This is a genomic window from Gordonibacter massiliensis (ex Traore et al. 2017) (genome assembly GCF_019731765.1).
GTDB lineage: Bacteria > Actinomycetota > Coriobacteriia > Coriobacteriales > Eggerthellaceae > Gordonibacter > Gordonibacter massiliensis.
The window spans coordinates 481696-507055 of the sequence record NZ_JAASIO010000001.1 but is presented as its reverse complement, the minus strand read 5'-3'; the positions used below and the strand labels follow the sequence as shown (position 1 = coordinate 507055).

Below are 25360 nucleotides of genomic sequence, written 5' to 3'. Positions count from 1 at the left end.
CGTTTTTCGTTGCTCGTTTTTCGTTGCTCGTTTTTCGTTGCTCGTTTTTCGTTGCTCGTTTTTCGTTGCTCGTTTTTCGTTGCTCGTTTTTTGACGCACCTGCTTCTCTATTTCGCTTTTGGCGCTTCGGCTTCAATCTCCAAGCGCCATCCCTCTTCTCCCATTGTCCGCTTCCTGAATCCTCATCCCTGAATCGCGCATTCCCCCCCCCCTTCGCGCTTCCCGCGCATCGAGGACCACGCATTGCACATCGATGTTTCACGTGAAACATTCGTTCGCTTTATGTTCGGGACGCGCGCTCGATCATATTCCTACTCTATTGCTGTGCTTTTATTGCACCCGATACCGTATAATGGGCGAACCGGAAAAACGAAGAGAGGGGCACCATGGCACAGCAAGAACCGTCCATCGACCAGTGGCTCAAAGAGGCCAAGCAGGATCCGCAGGCCGCCCAGTGCGGCATGTTCCTCGCCCACAACGGCATCGTGCGCATCACGCCGAAGAAGCAGGTGCGCGAAGGCGTGGAGGGCCTGGGCGACGTGGCGCAGGTCGAGTTCTCCTACGACGCCGAGGGCGTCGCGGCGGCGGAGAAGGAAGCGCTCACCTGGCCCGGCGTATACTACGTGCGCACGTGGCTGAACGAGGGCGTTTTGGGCGTGGGCGACTCCATCATGTACGTGCTCATCGGCGCGGACATCCGCCCGAACTGCATCGACGCGCTTCAGAAGCTCGTCGGCAAGATCAAGAACGACCTGGTGGTCGAAAAAGAGATCTACGCGTAGGCGGCGAGCCGCTGAGTTGCGGCGGCACGACGGTCGCAACTCAGCGGCTCGAGGACATGGCAACCCGAAGGCCGACGCTTGCGTGGTATGGCAGTCGAGGGTCGACAGCCGCAGATCGACGGCTCGCGTGTCACAAGTCGGTGCTCGCAGCTCGGCAACCGCAAGTCAGCAGCCGCAGCTCGGCAGCCGACAATTTCACCAGCTGAATAACGAACAGATGCTTCACGTGAAACATCAGCGAAAATGCGCTCAAGGGGCGCATTTTTCGTGCGCGCAATCGCGAGCAAACCTCGTTTGCGTCCCCCGATTCTTCATCCGCCGTGTTGGAACGGCAGCTAGATATCCTGATATCCAAATATTTCTTCCGTACTATAATAATGCCCAACACTGCCGTTCAACCAGGGAGATGGAACATGGGAGAGAAGATCATGCACGGGTTCCCGTCGCGCGAGGAGGCGCTTGCGGACTTTTTCGCAGCTTGGGAGCCCTCGGCGGCGGCAACCGCCACCGAGTTGGTGAGCTTGGACGAGGCCGTGGGGCGCGTGACGGCACGCGACCTGGTGTCGATGAACACGCTGCCGGTGGTGCGCGCGTCGTCGTGCGACGGCATCGCCGTGAAATCGGCGGCGTTCGCGAACGGCCTGCCGGACACGAGCGGCTGGCGTCTCGGCGAGGACTACGTGCGCGCCGACACCGGCGACGATTTTCCCGACGCTTACGACGCCGTCGTCATGATAGAGAAGGCCGCCATCCAGCCGGACGGCTCGGTCGTGCTCGACGCCGACGTGCAGGTGGAGCCCGGCACGAACGTGCGCGCCGCCGGCGACACCATCAAAGCGGGCACGCCGCTCATGAAGGCGGGACTGCCCGTGCGTCCGACCGACCTGGCGACGCTCGCCATGGGCGGAATCACCATGGTGCCCGTGCGTCGCAAGCCGCGCGTGGCGTTCATCCCCACGGGCAGCGAGCTGGTGCCGGCCGGCACCAAGCCCCAACGCGGTCAGAACGTCGACACGAACAGCCTGATGGTGAAGCATATGCTGCTGGAATACGGTGCCGAACCCCTCGTGTTCCCCATCGTTCGCGACGACGAGGCCGCGCTTGAGCGCGCGTTCGCCGAAGCGCTGGCCGTGGCCGATTTCGTGGTCGTCAACGGCGGCTCGGCCGTGGGCGAGGAGGATTTCAACGTGCGCATGATCGAGAAGCGCGGCCGCGTGGTGCATCATTACATCGCCGCCGTGCCCGGACGTCCGCTCATGTTGGCCGTGGCCGACGGCAAGCCCATCGTCGACCTGCCCGGCCCCACGCTGGCCGCCTACTACGGCACGCAATGGTGCCTGCAAGCGGTGGTCGCGCGCTTTCTGGGCGTGCCCGTGCGCACCATCCCCACGGTGAAGGCGCGCGCGGCGGCCGAGGTGGCAGGTCCGCCGCAGATGGCGAACATCGCCCGCGTGAACCTGGTGCGCGACGCGGACAGCCCCACCGGCTACACGGCGAACTTCCTCAACTTCAAGGCCGGCGACCTGGCCGCCTGCATGGCCAGCAACGCCCAGCGCGTCTCCCCCATCGGCGAGCGCGGCTTCGAAACCGGGGCCATCGTCGACGTGGAGCTGCTGCGCGGAGAGGAGCTCATCGACTAAGCGGCAAGGAGTCCGTTTGCCTCTGCCGCACTCCGCCGCACGGCGACTTCTGTTCCATTTTGCCCGTTACCGCGTTATCCTGATCGTGCCTCAAAGCAAGTCGTCACGGTTACCGTGTTCGCGAAAGGACGCTCGTGCGCAACGAAACTGCCCTACCGTCTAAAACCGACGATGCGCGCCTGCGAGAGCGCATCGTCATCGAGCTGTCGCGCCAATCGGCTTACAAGCACTTCGTCGAGCGGGACATGGATGCGGCCATGGCCCACATGGCCGACGACATCGTGTGGCTCGGCCCGTTCTCCCTTCAAACGGCTTCGAGCCTCGAGGACATGAAGGAGATACTCCGCGCCGAATACGACACGAGACTGGCTTTGGCGGACGAGCAATGGATTGCCAAGCGGCGCGGCAGCGTTTGGATTGCGAGCGCGATCTACACCGTGCTGGTCAAGTCGCACGACGGCAGGCGCAACCTTCCGTTCACGCAGCACGCCACCTACGTATGGGCGCCCACCCCCGACGGGCCGCGCATCGTCCATCTGCACGTGTCGAACACCACGGACGCCAACGAGGCGTTCCCGCAGCTCGCCGAAAACGAGAACGCGCTCAACTACCTGCTCGACCATTTCGAGACGTTGAGCGCGTCGGAAAGCAAGATGGAGTTCCGCGACGTTGAAGGGAAGATGCATTTCCTCCACCCCGACGAGATATGCTGCGTGATGGCGGAGGGCCCGCGCTGCCGCGTCAGGCATTCCCAAGGAAGCTTCCTCATGCGCACCTCCATGGGCGAGCTCGAGCAGAAGTTCGCCGATCGCGGCTTTCTGCGCACGCATCGCAGCTGCCTGGCCAATATGAGCCGGGCTAGGGAAGTCGCACGGTTCCAACTGGTGCTTGACGACGGCACGGCCTGCCCGGTGGCCGAAAAGCGCTACCGCGACATCAAGCTGTTCATCGAAGCTTCCGCCTAGCCCCTCCCACAACGGAATCGGTCGGATCGCCCGTGAAGGCGGCCGACGCCATGCGAAGCGATCGACGGCGTCCGATGTAGGCCGCGCCGGTCGCGGGCCGCCAACGTCCGTTGCCCAGCGGCGAGCGTCCTTCGTTTCGCAAAAAGAGGCGTTCGTTTCGCTTCTTCTTTCATCGGGCCGTCCATCGCATCTGCCCGCCGCGACGCCGTCGTATACTGCGCAGGAGCATACCCGACACAGCGTCGTCCGGAAAGTGCGCGCCGGCAAAGCCCGCCTCGTGGATTTCACGTCCATGCAGCGGGTTTCGCCGGGCGGCGACTTCGGCGGCGCACTCGAGAAAGGACGCCGCCATGGCCCACCCTCCCCGCACTGGAAACCAGAAAGCGCTGTACATCACCTCCGTCATCATGATCGTATTCGGAATACTCGTGACAATCTCGGGCATCGTCATCATCGCAGCCGGCGCCTCGGCCGGCCCGCTCGGTATTGACGAACCGCTGAACGTAGGCGGCACCGACACCACGGCGGGGCTTGTGACCACCGTGGTGGGATCGCTTGTCGTTGTACTGGGCTTGATCGAGCTCGTCGTGGCCGTTCTCGGCATACGAGGAGCCAACGACGCGAGCAAGATCGGGCCTTACCGGGCACTCAGCTGGGGCATCTCCATCGTGCTTTTCGCGATGTTCGTCTACACCTGGGTTAACCACGGAAGCATTTTCCGCGACCCCTTCCTGTTCATAGGCGACATCATCTACCTGATTTTCTGCACGACGCTGGCCGACCAGGTGAAAAGGGATCGCGATAGGGGCATCGTGGGCGAGCCGGAGGCCGAGCGCTCGGGCAGCCAGAAGGCTCTGCGCGTCATCGCCATCGTGCTCATCGTGTTCGCCATCGTCACGCTGCTCGTGAGCGCCGCGATGATGGCGCTGGCGGTGTTCTCTATGGCCAACGGCATCGGCATCGACTACACCGTTGACTTGAACGGTCAGTCCGTATCGAGCCTCGTGCTGGTGATGTCGTTCGCCATCGTGCTCATCATCAGCTCGGTCATCGACCTGGTCGTGGGCATCTTCGGCCTGCGCGGAGCAAACGACCCACGCAAGATCAAGCCGTTCTTCGTGCTGTGCATAATCAGCCTCGCGCTCTGCGTCATCGGCATTGGTTGGAGCCTCGCGCAGGGAACCTTCGCCTCCAGCGGTTCGAGCGATGTGGTGGAGCTGCTGATAACCGGCGTATGCACCTGGCTTTCCTACGACATCATGCGCAAGCGCCCCGCCCTCGATCCGGCCGGTGCGGGCAAAGCGAGCTAAGAGGAGCTCGTCGGCGCACCGTCGTCCATCGACAGTCCGAAGAAGCCCCCGGCGGATACGAATTCTTCCGGGGGCTTCCTGTTCGAATCGAGCGCGCAACAGCCGCTCGAAGCCTCAAAGCAAGCAGGCTGCATTAGCCCTTCCGTCTGCGGCGCAGCGCGAAAGCCGCAACCGCCGCCGAGGCCAGCGTGCCCAGCGCCAGCGTCGCAGCCGCGCTTGCGGCCGGCGTTGCGGCGTCGCCGGTCTTGGAAAGCGGCTTCGCCTCCGCGTGCCCGAAGTCCACGCGCTCGGGTTCGAGGGCCCCGGGCTGCTGCGGATCGCCGCCCGGCGAGGGGTCGACGGGAACGGGGTCGACCGGCTTCGGAGCCGGGTTCGGGTCGTCGTCGGCGAACGCCTTGATCATGGCGTTGCCGTAGTGCATGAGCGCGGTGCCGCCCTGCGCCTCGGTCACCGCGTCCTCGTACTCGGCCGGCGTGAACCACTCCTTGCCGTCGGTCGTGGCGAACGTCTCGCCGTCGTTCGCCACAGCCTGGCCGATCATGGCCGCGGAGCTTATCTGGGTCACGAGGCTGGCGTCGAAGCAGTACTCGAGGTTCAGGTACCCGCCCGGAGAGCCGTCGGACGTGACGCCCCGCACCCTCTCCACTACGGCGAACCGCTGGCCTGCCGCCAGCTGCACCGGCCGATCCAGAACTATCTCATGGTAGCCGGCATGCTCGAACGCAGCGCTTTGCGCAGGAGCCGCCAGCGTGCCGTCGGTGGGATGCTGGGCGTCGGCGTTCAACACGTACACCCACACTTCCGCCGTCTCGCCGGGAGAGAACGTGCGCGCCGACACGGCGCGCAGCAGCTCGTCGCCCTGCGCGGTGAACACGTTGGCGAAGCGCACGTCGTCGCCCGGCGCCACGGTTTGCGTGGGCGATACGGCAATCCCCAGGTAATCGTGCTGGTAGCGGTGCTGATAGCCGCCGTTCGGCGAAACCTCGTAGGCGTAGGGAGACGAGATGCTGTGGTCGTAGTACGACAGCCAGAAGAACCCGGAGTGGTTGCCGTCGGCGTCTTCAAGACCCCAGTTCTTCTTGTCGTCCGGGTAACCCAGGGCGTCGAAGAACGCGTCGGAGCCCCAGCTGTTCTTCACGAGCCACGCGCCGTCGCCTTCGGGCTGGCCGCTCGCCGTGCCGGTGAAGTTGGCGGCCGGGTAGTCGTCGTCCCATCCCACGATGGTCACGCCGTGGTCGGACCCCAGGTCGACGCCGTTGTACTGGCACCAGTTGTCGTACGAGAAATGCTCGCCGCTGCCGCCTTGCACGATGGAGCCGCTCCCCGGCTTGGACTGGTCGGCCATGAAGGCGATGGACACGCCGCCCACGTCCACGAGCGCCTGCTTGATGGCCTCGGTCGCTGCCTCGTCGTAGCCGAGGTACTCGGTTTTCGAAACGCCGTCCTCCACGGTGGTGGATGTTTTCACCGGGCTGGGAAGGGCCATCGAACCCGTGACCTCGACCTCGGCCAGCGCGCGCAGCGAGGCGTCGACCGACCAATCTTGAAGGCGCGCGTCCGCAGAGCCGGCGATGGGCTCCTCGGGCGTGCTGCCGTCGGGGTTCGGCACCATGTTCCACCAAGGCAGGTCGCCCTTCTGCGCATCGGGAACGTAAGGCTCGCCGCTTGCCGTGAGGTACGTGTAGGGGACGTCTCCTTCGGCGGCCATGGACAAGCCGGAGGTGAACTCCGTCTCGGCGTTCCACGGCGCGGCGCCCGCCATCTGCGTGCCGAGCGTCGTTTTCTGGCGGATCATGCCCTCGCCTGCCTGAGCGCCGGCAAGCGCTTCGGTCTGGCGCTCGTGCGCGAACCAGGCAAGCGCGTGCTCGGAATAGTCCACCGCATTCGTCAGGCCCGTGATCTGGGGCTCCACGCTTCCGGGATCGCTCCAGAACACGCCGTCGTCGGCAGGGGCGCCCTGGGCCTTCAGCACCGACGACTCGAGCGCCGCGATGGCGGCGAAGGCCCAGCACGAGCCCCAGGGGTTCTGGAATTTAACGCTGGTGACTTGGCCGAGGTTCGTCAGGTAGTAGCGCGTCGGCATCATGGCGTTCGCAAGCGGCGCACCGACCGCGTTGTCGTCGGAAAGCTGCTGCGCGTACCGGACCAGCGCCAAGTTTGGATCCTCGCCCGCCGCTGCGGCCGTCCTCAGAACGGCGACGGCATCCTCGTTCGCGGCGGCTGCCGTCTGCGCCGCCGCCGCCAAGCCGGCCGCTTCCCGTTCGTCCGCCCAGGCGGGCGTCACTCCCGGAAACGACGCAAGCGACCATGCGAGTAGAAGCGATAGCGCGACGCGCAGAAACGCCGGCCCCTTTGGTTTCGTTGCAGCCATGCGGCCTCCGTTGTCAAAGGAAGGTATACTCCACTTCCATTGTAGGAGGCCGCACCGACCGGCAAGGAAACAGTACGGTTACAGCTCGCATAAGCCGTCAAGCTGCCGTTCGCGAGAGCAGGGAGACGCTTTCGGTCGCCTGCCTCTCACGCTCGCCTGCGGCGCAGCGCGAAAGCCGCAACCGCCGCCGAGGCCAGCGCGCCCAGCGCCAGCGTCGCAGCCGCGCCCGCAGCCGGCGTTGCGGCGTCGCCGGTCTTGGAGAGCGGCTTCGCCTCCGCGTACCCGAAGTCCACGCGCTCGGGCTCGAGGGCCCCGGGCTGCTGCGGATCGCCGCCCGGCGAGGGGTCGACGGGAACGGGGTCGACCGGCTTCGGAGCCGGGTCCGAGTCGTCGTCGGTGAACGCCTTGATCATGGCGTTGCCGTAGTGGTACAGCGCGAGGCCGCCCATCGCCTCGGTTGTGGCCTTCTCGAGCTCAGCCGGCGTGTACCAGTGCTCGCCGTCGTCGGTGATGTACGTTTCCCCCTCGTTGGCGATCACCTTCGTCGGACTGAGGTCCTGATTTGGCAGCGAGGCGTCGAGCACCGTCTCGAGCGGCAGGTAGGCAGCTGCTTCCAACTCGCCGGTTTGCGGATTAGCGCGGGTCGTCGGCTCGTTCTCCGTCACGACGAACCGCTGCCCCTGGGCGAGTTTCACCGGCTCGGCAAGGTGGATGGTGTGGTACCCGCCGAAGGGAAACACCTCCTGCTGCTCCGCCACCAGCGTGCCGCCCCCCGGCCAGGCCTCGCCCTCGTCCAGCACGTACACCTTCACGTTCACCGTGGCGTTCTTCGCGAACGTGTGGGCCGACACGGCCCGCAGCAGCTCGTCGCCCTGCGCGGTGAACACGTTCGCCACCTCCGTTTTGGGCGTCGGCACCTTGACCAAGGCGGGGATCTGCTGCCTCGTTGCCAGGTAATCGTATTGGTAGTTGTGGGCGAAGGCCTCGTCGGCCTTGGCCACTTCGTAGGCAGTGGCGGACGTGATGGTGTGATCGTAGTACGACAGCCAGAAGAAGCCGGTGTGCTTGCCGTTCTCGTCTTCAAGGCCCCACTTCAAGTCGTCTTCGGGATATCCCGCGGCGGTGAAGAAGTCGTTCGACCCCCAGCTGTTCTTCACCAGCCAAGCGCCGTTGAGTGGATTGCCGTTCTCATCTTTCGGCGAACCGCCTACCGTGCCTTTGAAGTTGCTCGCCGGGTAACTGTCGTTCCAGCCGACGACGGTCACCTCGTGGTTGGAGCTCACCGCCGTGCGATTGTCGTACTGGCACCATTCCTTGTAGTTGAAGTACTCGCCGGCGTCAGGATACGATCCGTCGGGGTTGATGTCGGACGGATGAGAGCCGGGAGAGTAATAGGCTATGGACACCGCGCCCACCTCCATGAGCGCCTGCTTGATGGCCTCCGTCGCACTCGCGTCGTAGCCGTCGTAGGTGGAGGGCCCCTCGCTTCCGAGCGTCGTCTTCACCGGCACGGGCAAGTTGCGCACGCCCTGCACCCTCACGACATCGTTCATGCGCACGCTGTCGTCGAGCGACCAATCCTTGTTGCGCGCGTCGGTCGCATCCGCAGGATCGGGTTCTTCGCTGTTGCTGCGGTCAAAGCGCCACCAGGGAATATCGTTCTTCGCCGCATCCGGGTGGAAGAATCCGGCGTCGGTGCGGTACGTGTAGGGAGCGTCGGCTTCCAAGGCCGCGCCCTGCCATGCCGTGAACTGCGCCTCGGCGAGCTCCGTGTAACCGCCCCCAAGCTGCGTGCCGTTCGTCATGGTGCCGTCGGCAGCACCGGCCCTACTGGTTCCCTCGCCCGCCTGCGAGCCGCCGCTCTCCTGCGTCTGCGGCTGGTGCGCGAACCATGCCACGGTGTGCTCGGACAGATCGATCTCGTTCGTCAGATTCGACAGCTGTGGCTTCACGTCCTCGCCGCTCCAGAACACGGCGTCGTCCCCGCCGAGCCCTCGAGCTTTCAGCACCGACGACTCAAGGGCGGAAACGGCCCCGAACGCCCAGCACGAGCCCCAAGGATGCTGGAGCTTCACGCTGGTGACCTGCCCCAAGTTCGTCAGAAAGTACCGCGGGGGCAACCCTTCGTTCGACAGCGGGGCAACGCCGCCCTCGTCGCTGTTGTACGCCTGCCGCAGATATGCGTTCAAGGCATCGACGGAGTCGACCCCCTCGGCGGCGGCCTGCCGCATGACGGCCTCGATCTCGTCGCTGTAGCCGGCTAGGTTTTCCGCAAGCGCCGCAACGCCGCTCGACTCGTCCGCCCATGCGCGACCCGGCGTCCATGATGCCAGCGACGTCGCCAACAGCAGCGCCAAGAGCATGCGCCCGGCAGCGCGCGTTTTCGTCAACAACCGTTCCACGGTCGGCCCCTTCCTCGGAAACTTCATCGGGCTCACATTGTACGAAGGAACGCCGTCGCCTTCGCGCATAGCCCGCCCCAAGCGACACGAACGCCGTCTCATGCGAAACGAACGCCGCGATGGCCTGCGGTGCGCGCGAACCCTACGGCCCGGCAATCGCCCGGCCGCAAGTCCGTACAACCGCTTACCTCCGCCGCTCCTTTCTCCTAGAGTGGTCGCACTCCATCCGACAGCGCGCCGCGAGACCGCTAAGCGCGCACGAGAAAGAAAGGCGGCATACATGGGAAAGTTCAAACGCTTCTGCATGATCGTGTTCGTCGTGGCTGCCGTGCTGGGCATCGGCGTGCTCGCAGCCCTGTGGTTCGCATGGGAACCGCTGTACCCCGCCATCGCGTGGCTCATGGCCATGCCCTGGTTCTACGTCGTCGAGGCCGTGCTCTTGGGCATAACGGCAGTGGGCCTTTTGGTGGTGCTCATCCGCGCGCTCACCGCGCCGGGGCGCAACTCCCAGCTTGAGCTCGAGCGCGACAACGGCAGCATCGCCATCACGCAGAACGCCATCCAGTCCACCGTGAAGCATGTGGTGGAGGCCCACCACGGCCTCTCGGTCAACAACGTGAAGGTGGACATCACGCACAAGCACGACCCGCGCATGGCCATCCACGCGAAGATCGATCCCGGCCGCAACGCCGAGTTGGGCGAGTTGGGCGCGAAGCTGCAGGACGAGATCGCCGCGACGCTCGAGGCGTTCACCGGATATCCGGTCGACTCCGTGCGCATCACGTTTGCCGGCGACGCCGACGTGGTCACGCCCGCGTTCACGCAGCAGGCAACGAAGTACACGAACGACACGAGCCGCCAGCACCAGACCCAGCCCGTGCCGGCTCATGCCGTGGGCAAGTAAGGAGGTGCAGGCATGACACAATCGGCTATGAAGATGAACATGGGCGCCTCCGGCACGGCGCGCCCGTCGGCCGCGTCGACGTCGCGCGACCGCGATGCCGACGCCCCCCGCCCCGCCGACACGCCGTCCGACGTCATCGCGAACGCCGCGTCCGAGACGAAGCACGACCGCGGCGTGTACGCCAGCATGAAGCGCGCCATGGCGCCCTACGTGGAGAACCACAGCCACGCGGTGCTGTACGGCGTCATCGGCTTCGTCGCGGCGGCGCTCATCCTCATCGTGGGCTTCTGGCCCACGGTGCTGCTGGCCGTGTTCGCAGCCGTCGGCGTCGTCGTCGGCAAGTACCGCGACGGCGACCGCGCCACGCGCGAGCGCATGCGGCATTTCCTCGACCGCGTAAACTAGCGACCCCGTTCGGCCGAGCCTCGCGCCCGCAAGCAGGCGCGAGGCGAGGCCGCACGTCACGCACCCCCGCAAGGAAACCCCGAAGAAAGGACACGATCATGACCCAAGCAACTATGGAAAAGCCCGTCGCCTCCACCTCCAGCACGAGCTCGTACGACCCGTACGCCTCGATGGACACCTCCGATTCCGCCTCCAGCGTCTCCAGCGCCCCGGCCGAGCCGCAGTACAAGCTCGTCATCGACGAGAACGTGGTGGAGAAGATCTCCTCGAAGTCCGCTCAGAAGATCGACGGCATCATCGACATGAAGGGCAACCTGCTCTCCCGCGTGCAGGAGGGCCTGGGCGGCGACGACAAGACGAAGGGCGTGGACGCCGACGTGGTGGACGAGCAGAACGCCAAGGTCGACCTCGACATCATCCTGGAGTACGGCAAGTCCGCCGTGGACGTGTTCGACCAGATCAAAGACGTGGTGGGCAAAGACATCAAGGACATGACGGGCCTGAACGTCATCGAGATGACCGTCAACGTGGTCGACGTCATGACCCCCGACGAGTACGCCGACAAGAACGGCTCCAACAACAACAACGACGACGGGCAGAGCGGCTCCTCGAACAACCAGTAGAGGACTCCCGCGCGTCGCATGAGCCGCGCGCGACCCGTCCGCACGCGGCGAAGGCCCGCTTTCCTTCGGGAGAGCGGGCCTTATGCTGTTTCGCGCACGCCTCGAAACGGCGACGCACCGCGCAACCTACGACGCCCGGGAAGGCTCGCGCAGGCCCTTCGCCGCAGCCACCCCGACGATCGCCAGCACGGCCCCTGCGACGCAGGTGGCTATGCCCATGACGAAGCTGGGATCGTACGAGCCGAAGGCGTCGAACAAGAACCCGTACACCGCCACGCCCACCGACCCGATGAGCGACGTGCCCACGCTCACGTACGAGAAGATGGAGCTGTAGTCCTTCGAGCCGAACGCGGAACGCACGATAAGGGGCACGTTCACGGTCACCATGGCCGTGAGCACGCCGAACAGCGCAGCAGCCGCGATAACGAGCGGAACGTTGCCCCGCGACAGCAGGAACAGGACGAACGACACGAGACCCACGGCGAATCCGCATACCGTGGCGTTGCGCGTGCCCACGGCATCGTTGAGCCATCCCAAGACGAGCTTGCCCACGATGTTGCTGATCATGGCAACCGACGGGATGAACGCGGCCACGGCCGCCAACCCCGCCGTGTCGGCGAACGTAGCCAGAAGCTGCATGAACGAGCTATCGAGCGACACAGCGCCGGCCACCAGGAACACGCACACGAACGCCAAAGAGCGTACGGCCCGGCCTGCGGAAACCCCGCTCGTCTCGCCCGTTTTGCCCGCTCCTCCACCCACCTGGGCATCGCCTGCCTCTTCCGCCCCGTAAGCTCCAAGGGGGTCGGCGGGCTTGGTCTTCATCACGAAGAGCGAGAACGGCAGAACAAGGGCGGCTGCGATACCCGCAAGTATCGCGTACGACGGCCTCCACCCGAGCGTCTGGATGAGCATGCCGCCCAACGGGTTCATGATCGCGCCGCCAACCCCGGAGCACGCCATGGCAATGCCCATGGCCAAGCCGGCTTTCTTCTTGAACCAATTGCCTATCATAACCGGCGCGGGCAGAAGGAATGAGAATCCCATCCCCACGCCCAGCACGGCGCCCGCCGCATACCATTGCCACACGGCGTTGAACTGGCTCATCGAGGCGAAGGCAAGGGCGCATGCCACCATACCCCCGCTCACAAGCACCTTCATGCTCACCTTCGACAGCAGCTTGCCGACAATTGGCAGCACCGCCGTCATGCATAATCCCTGGATAGTGAAGTACAGCATGAAGCTGCCTTGCGAGAATTGCAGGTCGCCCAGAACGGCGGGAACCATGATGCCCGCCGCGTTGTTGATGGTGCCCATGCCGCCAGCCTGTAGAAAGCAACAGGCAATCAAGATGAGCCACGCAGGATGCACGCGGCGCGCTCTCCGTTCTCCCTGAGGTGCGTTCGCCGTGGTCTTCCGCATACTCTACCTCCGCTTCTGCCAACGACCCCAAGAGCCGATGGCGTTGCCGGTTAAAAGATACGTCATTTCACCACAGCGTCCCACACGTCGCTCGACGCCGCTCGCCTGCGTCGCATTTCTTCGGCTAGCGCCCGAACACATCTCGCCGACCTGGATAAGCGTGCAGCATATTACCTGTTCAAACCTATCGTTTAGGGCTAGCGGATGCAAATGAACGGCGAGTCGCAAACGGCTGCATTCGTCACCCCGAACGGCGGGGCTGCTCAAAATGCGATCGTGTCGCATGGACGCTTCGGGCCGTGAACCACCGACCTAACGGCCGAACCGAGACCGCATTCAACGCAGCCAGCGTCGTTGTGCGCCCCAATCGCGTTTCCGACTAACAGCGCGCAAAGGCGCGCTGTCGGACGAAAGTCCGTTCGCTTGGCGCAATCGCACCGGCTACAATGGCAGGGAAACATTCATCCGCTCGAGAGGACGTCCGCATGAACCTGCTCGACTATCTGGCGACCGAGTTCGCCCCGTTCGACGAGAAGCCGTTCAATCCGGTGGATTCGGCCGTGCTCTCCCAGTTCTGCATGGTGCGCGCCGAAGGCGTGGTGCCGGCGTTGCGCGAGCGGAAAACGTTTCTCGATCTGGGCACCGTGGTGGAGAACCTGCTGTCGCCGGCACGAGGCGCCGTGCGTTTCACCGATGCGCTGCGCGCCGAGTTGTACCCCACCATGTTCACCGGACTCGCGCCCGATCTGGTGAAGCAGAATCTGCTGGCGCTGGCGGCCAGCCCGCGCTTCCGGGACGTGCGCGTGCGCGACTACCTGAGCCTGTTCGACACCGAGCGGCAGACCCAGTTCGCCGCCATGACGTTCGTTTACCGCAAGGAGTTCGCCTATGTGGGCTTCCGCGGCACGGACACCTCGCTCACCGGCTGGCGCGAGAACTTCAACATGGCCTACACCTCCCCCGTTCCCGCGCAGGAGCAAGCCGCGCGCTATCTGCAAGCCGTCGCGTCGCGACCGGTGAAGCGCCTGATGGTGGGCGGCCATTCGAAGGGCGGGAACTTGGCAGCGTACGCCGCGTTGAAATCTTCCCCCGCCGTGCAGGACCGCATAGAGCGCGTGTACACCCACGACGGCCCTGGGTTCAAAGCCGGCACGTTCGAGCCCGGCGACTGGGCGACGCTCGAAAGCCGCATCCACCGCACCGTGCCGCAAGACTCGATCATCGGCATGCTCATGGAATCGCATGCAGTGCCGCGCGTGGTGAAGAGCACCGCCAGGGGCATCGACCAGCACAGCGTGTTCACCTGGGAGGTGGCAGGCGACGACTTCGTCTACCTAGACTCCCTGACCGACGGCGCGCAGCTCACCGACGCCGTGTTCACGGAGTGGCTGGCCGGGTTCAGCGACGAAGAGGCGGCCGTGGTGGTGGACGCGTTCTTCGAAGCCGTGGAGGCATCGGGCGCGCAGGACGCCTCCGACCTGCTGAGCGGCGGCGCGAAGGCCATCGCGCGCGTGGCGGAAGCCGCCAAGCGCATCAACCCCGCCACGCGCGCCACGCTGCTCGCGGCCCTCAAGCCCCTCACCGAGATCACCGCGCGCCACCTCACCCATGGCGTGGCGAGCCGATGGCCGGGTTCGCGTGCCTGAAAGCCGGCCGACATCGTTTCGTGCAGTCGCGCCGCAAAGGCGAACCGCAGAGCACGCGCCGAAGGCTCACGATCCCCGCATTCGGCAAGACAACCGCGATCGCGCCGAACGCAGCACGGCGTTCAGCCTCGAAGAATGCGTCCACCGTGTTTGAACAGCGCGGTCAACGCCGAGGGGCGTGCCCACTGCACCCGATCAAAGCGGAAAAGCGCCGAGTCCTCCTGTCCGCTGCTAAACTGCCATTGCCACGCATCCGGCCAGGCTGCCATCCCGAACACCGGCCAGACTGTCATCCTGCTCTATGTTAAACCAGCGTCGACATGCGCCCGGCCGGGTTGTCATCCTGAGCGGAGGCGGCGAAAGCCGCCGGAGTCGAAGGATCCCGTGCGGCGCCAGCCGGGGCGCATCCGGCTGGCGCCGCGCGGGATCCTTCGACTCGCTTCGCTCGCTCAGGATGACAACGCGCTGGCCTGCGTAATGTCAATGCTGGTTTAACATAGAGTCATCCTGTTTCTGCTTCGAAATGGCGTTTGTGAACGATTATTTGGGTCTTTTTATTTATAAGTTTCATTCTCATTAAATAAAAAGCCAGATGAAACTGACGTGCTTTTCATTATTCTCATATAAGATCATGCACAAACGTGATTTTTTAGCAGAAAAGGTCGCCGAGAGCGGATTTTGAGGCGAACCCGGTCCGCATGTCCCGCTTGATCTCCGGGTAAAACTACCAGCGCACGAACACGCCCGCGAGCGCGTCGTGCGCAAGGGCGTTGCGCAACCGCGGTGCCAAGCGGGACGCAAGCTTCTCCACGTAGCTGCGCACGGGTTCGTCGTCAGGCGCGCGCAAACCGACCTCGCCGCATGCGCGCAGAGCGGCGGCCTCCAGCTCGCCACGCACCCGCCGCACCGGCTTCCCCTGCAACGATGTTGCCATGCGCGCGTAACCCGCGTCGTCCATCCGCAGGCTCCGCACGTCGCATCCGGCAAGCGCGCAGCCAACGGCGTTCGTTGCCACCGGCTCGAACAGGTTGAGGATAAGCTCGCCGTAATCGGGGTGCACGGCGCGCAGCACGCCCTTGCAGCGTTCCAGATCGAACCTCTGCAGGAAGCGGTTCTCCATCAAAAGCCGCTCGAGGTACGCGTTCACGTACCGCACGCCTTGCACCGCTTCAGGCACGGGCTCCGCCAGCGGATAGTCGATGTCGGCCGGTATCTCGTGCGCGAAGAATCGCGGCGCATAGCGCGATCGGAAGCCGCGCAAGCTCTCCAGCGTGTCCTTCAAAGCAACGCTCTCCAGCAGCGGCGTGGTAAGGGCGACCTCCCGCCACAGTCCGTCCGTGCGCTCCGCCTCGCGCTCGACAAGGCGAACCTCCCGCTCGAACGTTGCCTCCGCACCTTCGGCGACGATGGCCCGCATGAGGGCGGGATCCGGATCGTCGGGGTCGACGCCTAGCACGAAGCACGTCGAGGCGAGCAACCGGTGGGCGTCGTACTCGGGAAGCGAGCTGCTCTCGCCCAGCGTGTAGAGCGTCACCTGCTTGGCCAGCACCCGCCAGAGACCCGCCTGGAAGTCCGCCTCGTCCGCAGGCGCAAAGAGCGCCGCCCCGGCGGCCCCGCGCCCGACAGCACCTGTCGTCGAGCTGGCAACCGTCACCGCCGAAGGCGCTGCCGAACCTCCGTAGGCCCCGCGCTCGACCTGCCGCGAATCGCCGCCCGCGCGCGCCGCCCCGGCAACGGGCGCTACCGTGCCTGCATCCCCCGCGCCCACTGTATCAGCCAAGGGACGAACCTCCGATGCGGCTGTTGGAGTCGAAACCGATACGGTAGAGCTCGTTGTATCCGTCGTAGAAACCGGCGGCGTAATCGTTGCCGGGCCGCTCCCACCGCTCGTCGTCGTACGCGCGGCTGAGCTCATCGCGCACGCGCTCCTCGGCTCCGTCACGGGCTGCCTCCTCTTCGAACTCCTCGTTCTGTGTCTTCTCGTCGTAGTCGCCGGTCCGCCCGCGTTCGGCATGCGCGCGAAGCGCCGCAAGCGGCATATCCGCCAGCACGTCGGTCGACCCGCCCGCCTCGTGATCGAACGCGTAGCGCAACGCCGCCACCAGGTCGTCGTCGGACATGGCTTCCCCGACTTCGGAGTCTTCCTTGCGACGGTAGAACACGTCCTGCACGTCGGCGATCGTTTCCTCGTAATTCTCCTGCGAAAGATAGGGGGAGTCGCAGAACCCCAGCACCAGCTCGCGAATCACACCGCGGCCGAACTCCACGCGTCCCGTCGCGCGTAGCGCCTCGCCGCGTCGCTGCACGAGCCCCAACGCCTGCTGCTCGGTCAACCGCAGTCCGTACTTCGCCGTGGCCTTGTTGCAAACAGCCAGATCCTCCCGTGCAGCGGCCCCTTGCAGCTGCGGCGGAATCGACAGATCGAAACCCATGCGCATCACCTCGCATCGGGTTATACCGCGAACCGCGCAGGTATGCACGACTCGACTTTAAACGGAATTTATGGTATTATATGCCCTGTTGAAAGAGGAGAAACTACGGTTTCTCCTCTTTTTGCGCTCAGGCGGGAAGTCGGTGATCCGTGAAAGGAACCGCTCGATATGCCCGCACTGCCTACAGGCGGGCACGGTGGCGCTGCGGTTAGCCCAGTCGAAGTCGAGGAACGTGAGACCCGCCGTGTTGAGCTGCGCCTGGCTTTCGTCGAATTCCGTGCTGCCGCAATGCGAGCACGCCGCGACGAGCCTCGAAGGGTTGCACCACCCCGGCTTGTACGACGCAGCGCGCAAAAAAGCCCCCGCTTCTCGAACCTTTCGTTGGCTCGGGAAGCGGGGGCGATTCGGTTTTACCCAAGCCTGGTCGGCTCGGTCAGCCTGGTTGCAGGCCGGTTCGTTCGCTACTTGGCGGAGCGCCTTGCCCTCCTGGCCAAGAGCGCACCGGCGCAAACGACCAGGCAGGAGACGAATGCCGCAACGGCCAAGGGAAGCACGGCCGCGCCGTCGCCCGTTACGGGCATCAGCGGAGCGGTTTTGCCGCTAAGGGCGCCGCCCGCAGACGGCGGGACCGTCGGATCGCCGGTGCCGCCACCGGGCTGGGGAACATCCTCGCCGGGTCCGGTGATGTCGTTGCCGGGGGGCGTGATCGCCGGAATCACCGTGAGGTCCGTGCGGGCCGATAGCCCATCGTACGGAGCGTTCTTGGTCGTGACCTCCAGCGTATACGTGCCCACCGCCAGCGTGTTCAGGTAGCTTGCCGGCAGGTTGATGATGATGGATCCGTCCGCCGACGTGTAATCCGTCCCCTCCGTCAACACGGCTCCATCCAAGATGACCTCGTCCAAGTTGAGGCTGGCCTTCACCGACAAAGAGGAGCCCACGGTCACCGTGGTGTCGGGAGCCTTCCCCTGCTCGAATGTGCTGCTGGGCGAAACGGATATGGGAAGCGAAACGGCAAGCGAGGCGGCGTCGCTATGCAGCGTTATGTTCACGGCGCTGCAGGCAACCGCGCAACGGTAGAGGTTCCCGTTGTCCGTGTCGATCAGCGCCGGCGTCGTGTAGGTCGCCGCGTTCGCGCCGACAACGTCGATCCACGTCACACCGCCGTCGGTCGACTTCTGCCACTGATAGCTCACCGTGCCGGACGGCGCTTCCGCCGCCACTTCGAAGGTAGCCGTTTCGTTGTAGAGCACGCTCGCGTCCTCGGGCTGCTTGGTGATAACCGGGCCCGGAGCCTGGGCGATGGCGACCGCATGCCCCGCCGCAGACGTCGACGAGGGAATCGAAACCGAAAGGTTCCCCGAAGGCGCCACGTCCACCATATGGTAGGAATAGGTTCCCACGGGAACGCCCAAGGCGTCCGTCTCCACGACGGCCGCGTAGAACGGGTCCGTCGCGTTGGCCGCAGACGGCTTCGTGATCTCCAGGTCGGTGGTTTCGTACTCCGGCCTGACCACCATGGATTCGAGGTACGTGAGGCCGGCGGCGGCAACGTCGGCCTTTATCGCCGTCCTGCCCGCAGCGTTCAAGTCGCCCACGGTCAGCTTGTCGTTGCTGCCCGCATAGTAGACGCACTTCTTCTCATCTTCGTAGTACACCTGGTCGGGGCCCACCGTCGTCGGGGCGTCGCTGTTCAACGTGACGGATCCCATGCGGCCCCAACTGGTGGACTCGGTTTGGAGGGCGATGTCCTTGCCCTTCGTCGACGCGCTCGAGCCGTTGCCGAGCAGGCTCCCGCCGTTCATGACGAACTGCGCGCCGCGCCTGAGGTACACGCCGCTGCCGGAGCCGATGAGCGCCTTGTTGCCGGTGATGGTTCCGCCGTTCATGATGAAGTTCGACGCCTGGTCGACGTTCACGCCGGCGCCGGGGGAAAGGCTCGTGTTGCCCGATATCTCCCCGCCCTCCTCGAGCGTAGCCGTGGAAGGCGTGCCGTTGGCTTGAACGTACAGGCCGCCGCCGCGTCCGCTGCCGGAGTTGTTGACGATCTTGCCTTTGACGACCAGGGTCGAGCCCGTGTTGGCGTACACGCCGCCGCCGGTGTTGCCGCCGGAGTTGTTCGCGACCACGCCGTCGGGCCCGATGACGACGTTTCCACCGTTGCTCGCAAGGGCCGTGGAATGGTTGCGGGAGAGCTCCCCGTTCATGTTCACCGTCGAGCCCTCAGGGAAGATCGCGTAGCTGTACAGGTTGGTTATCGACGTTCCGCTCTGCATCTCGAAGGTCACGCTGTTGCCCTGGAGCCACACGCCGCCCTTTCTGCCGCTGCCGCTTGCGTAGGAAGGTAGATCCACGGTTATCGTGCTTCCGTTGGTCATGTTCACGCGCGCGTTCGGGTTGGTCGCGCGGATGGCGGACAGGCCGCCGTAGTTCTTGAGTTGCGCGTTGTCGAGCGTCAACGAGCCCGCGTTGACGGCGTACAGCGCGACTATCGCGTCTTGGACGCGCTCGGTGTTCATGGAGTTCTCGGCGCCCGAGCTGCCGCCCGCGGTGTCTTGGGCGGTGAACAGCGTTCCTTGGTACTTCCCCGCGTCGTCCAAGATGATGTTGGAAATCGTGGCGTTCGTATCGCCCGTCAGCTCGATCATCGCCGGGTTGTACCACCTTCGGGCGGTGTCGCGTATGACGGCGAAACCGTCTCCGCGGGTGATGGTCACCGGCGTGGACGTCGCGCTCGTTATGACGAGGTCCTTGTCCGTTATGCGGGCGCACCCGGTGGCGACGATGTCGTCCATGATGACGATGGTGGACCCCGACGATGCCACGGCGACCGCCTTCGCAAGCGACGCGTACGGAGCCGAAGCCTCGCCGGTGCCTACGGTATCGTCGCCGGTGGACGACACGTACAGCGTGGTGAGGGCCAGCGTGCCCACGTCGGCCTCCAACGGGGTGCCCGCCTGCTCGCTGGCGAGAAGGGCCTCGGGCTGGGAAGAGTCCTGACCGTCGGTTTCGGCCGGAACGTCCGCCTCGGGCCGATCGTCCGCTGCCGTCGGGTCGTCTGCGGCGGTTTGCCCGTCTATCTCGGCCGGAAGGCCGACCGAGGCGTCCTCGTCCGTTTCGTCGGCAAAGGCGAGCGCCGTGCCGCCCAACGACATCGTCAACGCAACGGCCAGCGCGACCGAACCCGCCTTTGCCGTTTTCTCACGCAGTCTTCTGCCCAAACGCCCCATAAGCAGCCTCTCATTCTCCTGTTCGATGCGCACCGCTCGACGCTTTGCCCAAGTGTGTGCGCAACTATGCATACGTATGCCTCCAGCGAAATAGTAGGGATTGTTTCTGCGACGTCTTCGAATTTGTCCCAAACTGTAACCTACGCGACATGAACGACGTAGCGCCCTAGGAGCACCCTGCCCCCGAGCAACCCTTCGCCCCCGCATGAACGACGCAAACGACGGCGCGAACGCCTCATCTCGCGAGCGCTCCCCGAATCGAACCGCGCCATGATGTATCCTTGCTCGATAATTGTTGTGAAATGGCTGATGCCGCACCGTAAAACCCATCGAAAAGGGAGCACCATGCAACAAGAAGCACGCAAAACAACCCGTTTCGAAAAGCGCGCGATTCCCCTGCTTCCCCTCCTTGCCGTGGCGTTCGCGCTTTGCTTTGCGCCTACCATAGCTTTCGCCGGGCCAGCGCTGGAGGTGGAGCAAAGCTACACGCAGCCCGACGGCGCAACCTTCCAAGCCGGCCAGCGCGGCGACGAGTACTTCCACTACGTCCGGACGACCGACGGCTTCCTTGTGCAGAAGAACCCGCTCGACCAGGCGTGGTATTACGTGACGGAAGCGGACTCCGGCTTCGCGTTCGGGCCGCGCGCCGACGGCGTCGCACCGGAAGACGCGCTGACCCCTGCTGCCTTGGCGGACGACGCGGGCAAGACGGCCTACGCCGCGCTGAACGGGTCCGCCTACGCCGGCCAGACGCACAAGACGGGCGAGGTGCTGACACTCGACGACATCGAAGCCGCGCAGGGGTCGTCCAACGCGAACGCCTACAGCTTGAACCCGGCAGTGCAGACCAAGACCTCGCTGCCGCTCATCACCATCGTCATCGGGTTCGAAAGCCCCGACGGACCCGACGCCACCATCAATTACACGGACTCGAAGGGCAACAAGGCGCAGTGGACCGCAGCCGAGCAGCGCTACCACGACGACTACGATTGGCACGAGCGACTCTACGGCAGCGGGAACAGCATCACCAATTTCTACGCCACCATGTCGAACGGCAAGTTCTCCTGGGTGCCCGCCACGGAAGAGACGAGCGTGTGCGGCAAAGACGGCAACACCAATCGGCACGACGCAGCCGGAGACGGCATCATCCACGTGACCCTTGATCGCAATCACGGCAACTGGCGCAGCCCCGACTTCAAAAGCCCCGAAGCCGCCGATCTTCGTACGGTGTACGTGGAAGCCCTTGAGAAGGCATCCGAGTACATCGACTTCGCAGCCTACGACACGAACAAAGACGGCAAACTGAGCAGGGATGAGGCGTGTTTGCTGTTCATCGTGGCAGGATACGAAGCCTCGGCAGGCGAAAACGTGCCAGCTCAGTGGTGCTTTCAATGGGATCTGTCCAGCATGGACAAAGACAACTTCGAACCCGAAACGATCAAAGGGATCGAGTTCGACTCCTATATCACCATGGGCGAAACCTTCAAAGTCGAAGGACAGTTCCCCGCCCAGCCGATGTCTTTCAGCACGGTGGCGCACGAACTGGGTCACTACCTGGGGCTTCCCGATCTGTACGACACCCGCTACTCCGCCACCAGCGGAGGGACCATCGAAGAATTCCCTTGGATCAAGTACGACGTCAATGCGATCAGCTTGATGGCGGGCGGCAGCTGGGGCAGATACGAGGAAAACGGCACGTCGGTGTTCACCCCGGTGGGTTTGGATCCGTACTGTCTGGCGGAGTTGGGTTACGTCACGCCCGTGGACGTGACCGCCGACGGCACCTACGACGTGTCCACGTTCTGGAGCGACGAGGGATACCAATGCCTGCGCATTCCGACGAGTTCGCCCGACGAGTACTATCTGGTGGAGAACCGCCAGTTCGAGAGCTTCGACAGGGGGCTGACAGCCTATTACCGCGCAGAGCGTCACAAGGAAAGGCCGGAATACTACAACGAAACGGGCGGCATCGTGGTGTGGCATATCGATCAGGGAGTCGTGGACGAGCGCAAAACAGGCATCGAAGACAACACCATGGCGAACACCGTCAACACGGTGGACCACCGGCCGGGCATCATGCCCGTCTATCCGGAGGGAACGGATTACAACGACGGTTACCCGCTCATATCCCGCCCCTTCTTCAACGACGTTTTCTGCACGCAATTCAACTGGGAGAACGGCCTCCTGCCGCTTTCGCTCTACAACGGCTGCGAGACGCCCGACGAGCGCGTGGATTCCGGTATCTCCCTGACGGTGAACGACGTTGCAGGTGGCACCATGAGCGTGACGGTGGACCTGCCGGAAGAGCCCTCCTACGAGGAGCGCACGCTGACCGCCGAGCTTGCCGGAACGCAGGTCGGGGTTTCGGGGGCGTTTCTCGCGGACACGCAGGCTTCCATTGCGCTCTCGGCCCTTGCTGACGAGCAGGTTGCGAAGCTCGCGACGGCATCCGACCAGGTGGGAACGTTCCTCGTCGGCGCGAATGTGTCGGTGGTCGATGCGACAACCGGCGAGGGCGTCCCGTGCACCGGCGCGCTCTCCGTGTCGTTCTCGGTCGGTGCCGATCGAGAGGGCGAGACGGTTTGGATGGTGCACCAAAAGGCCGATGGCGCGCTCGAAGCGACGAAGGTTGTCGTGCAGGACGGGCGCGCAAACATGGTCGTGGACGAGCTGTCGCCTTTCGCCGTGTTCGAGCAGAAGGCGGAGATCGTCGACGGCGATGCGAGCGGTGCCCAGCCCTCCGGCAACGCAGGCCCCACCGTCAAGGAGCTCCCCAAGTCGGGAGACGGCGATGCGGGCATCGCCCTGGCGGGATTGGCGCTCGCCGCTGCCGGCGCACTCACGGCAGCGCGCGCACGTCTTCGCCGCAGCGAGTAAAGAAGCCGCAAGCTTTCATACTTTCCGCACGCCGTGAAGCCTTCAGTGAGGCTTCGAGCGAAGCTCTCGCTGAAGAAATTCGCCTCGTCACTTTTACAATTCAGTGATGATGCATGAGATTTTGAGTGACGCGCGGCCGGACGCAAAACGGGCCCGTATCGAAGGTGCCGACAAGCCCTTTTCCGCCCGTCAAGCCGCCATCGACGCGCCTCTGCGTAGCGCTCGACGGCGAGGTGGCGCCGCGCGGCCTCGAACGGGCTGCCAGCGGCGACTCAGCAGCGGAAAACCCGGCCTCTATGCTAAACCACCGTAGGCATACGCAAGCCAGTGCATTGTCACCCTGAGCGAGCGGGCGCAGGAAGGCCCCGCGAAGCGGGGACGGAGGATCCCGCGGCTCGCGCCGCCTCCGCTTAGGATGACAACCCGGCCGGGTGCGTGTCAACGGTGGTTTAGCATAGAGAATCCTGCGTTTGGTGCAAAAATCACCGACGTCCCCCGCCCGGGCCGCGCGCCAAGGTCCCTCCGCGCGCCCGTCTTCGCATGCCGCATGCGTTTCCGCAGGTCGCGAGATTTCAAAACCAACGAGACGCCCTGCGGGCTCTCCAAGGAGGGGGGCTTCGGTGATTTTTGCACCGATCCCCTGCGCTCCGCCGCTAAAACGTCATCGACGCACCCCATCGTCGAGGGTGCACATCGGCAGGGGGAGGGTGCGTCCCTTTGATACGCCCCTGCCGACGCGCGTTGCGGAGAAGTTAAGCGCGCACCTCGCCGCCCTTTTTGCGGGCGGGGACCTGCTGGCCGGTGGCGGCCATGCGCTCCTCGTGGGTCATCGCGGCCAGTTCGTGCACGCGGTTCGCGTCCACGCCCAGCGCTGCGGCCAGGCGATCGCCGTACTCGGGGTCGGCCTTGTAGCAGTGGGCCGCGTGGCGCAGGCGGATGTTCTCGGTCACACCGTCCATGTTCCGCGCCGTATTGTCGATGAGTGCTGCGCGCTGCGGCTCCTCCATCAGGCGGTACAGGTCGCCCGGCTGGTAGAACGTGTCATCGGTGGCGTCGTCGGCGGGGTCCCATGCATCCATCGGGCCGAACAGGTCCAGCGGCGGCTCGGCCGCATCGGCCTGCTGCTGCCACTGCCCGTAGCTATTGGGCTCGTAGCCTATGGCACCGCCGAAGTTGCCGTCGACGCGCATGGCCCCGTCGCGGTGGAACTCGGCGTAAGGGCAGCGCGGACGGTTCACCGGGATATGGTTGTGGTTCACGCCCAAGCGGTAGCGCTGCGCGTCGCCGTAGGCGAACAGGCGGCCCTGCAGCAGCTTGTCGGGCGACAGGCCGATGCCCGGCACGAGATGCGTCGGCGCGAACGCGGCTTGCTCAACCTCGGCGAAGTAGTTCTCGGGGTTGCGGTTAAGCTCCAGGGTGCCCACCTCGATCAGCGGGAACTCCTTGTGGCTCCACGTCTTGGTGATGTCGAACGGGTTCTCCTTGTAGTTCTTCGCCGTCTCCTCGTCCATCACCTGGATGGAGAACGTCCACTTGGGGAACTCGCCGCGCTCGATGGCGCAGAACAGGTCGCGCTGGTGGCTCTCGCGATCCCCTGAGATAAGCTGGGCGGCTTCCTCGTCGGTGAGGTTCTTGATGCCCTGCTGGGTCTTCAGGTGGAACTTCACCCAGGTGCGCTTGTTGTTCTCGTCGATGAGCGAGTAGGTGTGGCTGCCGAAGCCGTGCATGTGGCGGTAGCTGGCCGGGATGCCGCGATCCGACATGACGATGGTCACCTGGTGCAACGCCTCGGGCAGGCTGGACCAGAAGTCCCAGTTGCTCTGCGCCGAGTGCATGTTGGTGCGCGGATCGCGCTTCACCACATGGTTGAGGTCGATGAACTTCTTGGGATCGCGCAGGAAGAACACGGGCGTGTTGTTGCCCACGAGGTCCCAGTTGCCCTCGGGCGTGTAGAACTTGATGGCGAAGCCGCGAATGTCGCGCTCGGCGTCGGCCGCGCCGCGCTCACCGGCCACGGTGGAGAAGCGCACGAACACCTCGGTCTCGGCGCCGGGCTGGAACACGGCCGCCTTCGTGTACTGGCTGATGTCGCCGGTTACCTTGAAGGTGCCGTACGCGCCCGAGCCCTTCGCGTGCATGCGTCGCTCGGGGATGACCTCGCGGTCGAAGTGCGCCAGTTTCTCGATCATCCAGTTGTCCTGGAGCATCATGGGGCCGCGCTCGCCCGCCGTGAGGGTGTGGTTGTTGTCGGCGACGGGCGCGCCGTTCTCGGAATAGAGCTTCGTGGTGTCGATGTGGTCGGTCATGGTTTCGTCCCCTTCTCATCGTTGGTTGAGATGTTGGGCGGAGTC

17 protein-coding genes are annotated in these 25360 nt (G+C 64.7%); 10 read left to right on the top strand and 7 right to left on the bottom strand.

The window, feature by feature from the left end:
- From HCH03_RS02110 to HCH03_RS02090, 5 genes are all read left to right on the top strand, one after another.
- Positions 1-192 (top strand): hypothetical protein (locus tag HCH03_RS02110; RefSeq protein ID WP_221688156.1); only part of this gene is annotated, 192 nt, incomplete at its 5' end.
- Positions 193-386: 194 nt separating this feature from the next.
- Positions 387-782: a molybdenum cofactor biosynthesis protein MoaE gene (locus HCH03_RS02105; protein ID WP_185904094.1), complete on the top strand. Its 396-nt coding sequence runs from the start codon at positions 387-389 to the stop codon at positions 780-782.
- A gap of 413 nt (positions 783-1195) precedes the next feature.
- Positions 1196-2422 carry a molybdopterin molybdotransferase MoeA gene (locus HCH03_RS02100; RefSeq protein WP_221688155.1) on the top strand — a complete coding sequence of 409 codons (1227 nt, stop codon included), beginning with the start codon at positions 1196-1198 and terminating at the stop codon, positions 2420-2422.
- A gap of 134 nt (positions 2423-2556) precedes the next feature.
- The gene (locus HCH03_RS02095) at positions 2557-3387 is read left to right on the top strand and encodes a LytTR family transcriptional regulator DNA-binding domain-containing protein (protein ID WP_368042404.1); all 831 of its coding nucleotides are present in this window, start codon (positions 2557-2559) and stop codon (positions 3385-3387) included.
- A 350-nt stretch (positions 3388-3737) separates the two neighbouring features.
- Complete coding sequence (locus HCH03_RS02090; protein WP_221688154.1) at positions 3738-4697, top strand: tetraspanin family protein; 960 nt, start codon at positions 3738-3740, stop codon at positions 4695-4697.
- A gap of 133 nt (positions 4698-4830) precedes the next feature.
- On the opposite strand, the gene HCH03_RS02085 is transcribed toward HCH03_RS02090, so the two are convergent.
- Positions 4831-7068 carry a lectin like domain-containing protein gene (locus HCH03_RS02085; RefSeq protein ID WP_221688153.1) on the bottom strand — a complete coding sequence of 746 codons (2238 nt, stop codon included), beginning with the start codon at positions 7066-7068 and terminating at the stop codon, positions 4831-4833.
- Positions 7069-7214: 146 nt separating this feature from the next.
- Positions 7215-9470, bottom strand: coding sequence for a lectin like domain-containing protein (locus tag HCH03_RS02080; RefSeq protein ID WP_221688152.1), 2256 nt, complete (start codon positions 9468-9470; stop codon positions 7215-7217).
- A gap of 280 nt (positions 9471-9750) precedes the next feature.
- Here HCH03_RS02080 and amaP point away from each other — a divergent pair, with 280 nt between their 5' ends.
- From amaP to HCH03_RS02065, 3 genes are all read left to right on the top strand, one after another.
- Positions 9751-10374: an alkaline shock response membrane anchor protein AmaP gene (amaP, locus tag HCH03_RS02075; RefSeq protein WP_221688151.1), complete on the top strand. Its 624-nt coding sequence runs from the start codon at positions 9751-9753 to the stop codon at positions 10372-10374.
- A 12-nt stretch (positions 10375-10386) separates the two neighbouring features.
- Entirely contained in the window at positions 10387-10779 is a 393-nt protein-coding gene (locus HCH03_RS02070) for a DUF2273 domain-containing protein (RefSeq protein WP_221688150.1), read from the top strand.
- A gap of 98 nt (positions 10780-10877) precedes the next feature.
- Complete coding sequence (locus HCH03_RS02065; protein ID WP_221688149.1) at positions 10878-11402, top strand: Asp23/Gls24 family envelope stress response protein; 525 nt, start codon at positions 10878-10880, stop codon at positions 11400-11402.
- A gap of 126 nt (positions 11403-11528) precedes the next feature.
- Here the strand turns inward: HCH03_RS02065 and HCH03_RS02060 are convergent, their stop codons facing one another.
- Entirely contained in the window at positions 11529-12719 is a 1191-nt protein-coding gene (locus HCH03_RS02060; protein ID WP_246599462.1) for an MFS transporter, read from the bottom strand.
- Positions 12720-13309: 590 nt separating this feature from the next.
- Here HCH03_RS02060 and HCH03_RS02055 point away from each other — a divergent pair.
- The gene (locus tag HCH03_RS02055) at positions 13310-14470 is read left to right on the top strand and encodes an Mbeg1-like protein (protein ID WP_221688148.1); all 1161 of its coding nucleotides are present in this window, start codon (positions 13310-13312) and stop codon (positions 14468-14470) included.
- Between the two features lie 724 nt (positions 14471-15194).
- Here the strand turns inward: HCH03_RS02055 and HCH03_RS02050 are convergent.
- The 3 genes from HCH03_RS02050 to HCH03_RS02040 form a co-directional block, all read right to left on the bottom strand.
- Entirely contained in the window at positions 15195-16250 is a 1056-nt protein-coding gene (locus tag HCH03_RS02050; RefSeq protein WP_221688147.1) for a DUF6179 domain-containing protein, read from the bottom strand.
- Entirely contained in the window at positions 16243-16902 is a 660-nt protein-coding gene (locus HCH03_RS02045; RefSeq protein WP_221688146.1) for a DUF6323 family protein, read from the bottom strand. The genes HCH03_RS02050 and HCH03_RS02045 overlap by 8 nt, the downstream gene beginning before the upstream one ends.
- A 461-nt stretch (positions 16903-17363) precedes the next feature.
- Positions 17364-20132 carry a hypothetical protein gene (locus HCH03_RS02040; protein ID WP_221688145.1) on the bottom strand — a complete coding sequence of 923 codons (2769 nt, stop codon included), beginning with the start codon at positions 20130-20132 and terminating at the stop codon, positions 17364-17366.
- A gap of 345 nt (positions 20133-20477) precedes the next feature.
- Here HCH03_RS02040 and HCH03_RS02035 point away from each other — a divergent pair, with 345 nt between their 5' ends.
- Positions 20478-23009 (top strand): immune inhibitor A domain-containing protein, encoded by a 2532-nt coding sequence (locus HCH03_RS02035; RefSeq protein ID WP_221688144.1) that lies wholly within the window; start codon positions 20478-20480, stop codon positions 23007-23009.
- Positions 23010-23761: 752 nt separating this feature from the next.
- On the opposite strand, the gene HCH03_RS02030 is transcribed toward HCH03_RS02035, so the two are convergent.
- Positions 23762-25315 carry a catalase gene (locus HCH03_RS02030; protein WP_221688143.1) on the bottom strand — a complete coding sequence of 518 codons (1554 nt, stop codon included), beginning with the start codon at positions 25313-25315 and terminating at the stop codon, positions 23762-23764.
- Between the last annotated feature and the right edge of the window lie 45 nt (positions 25316-25360).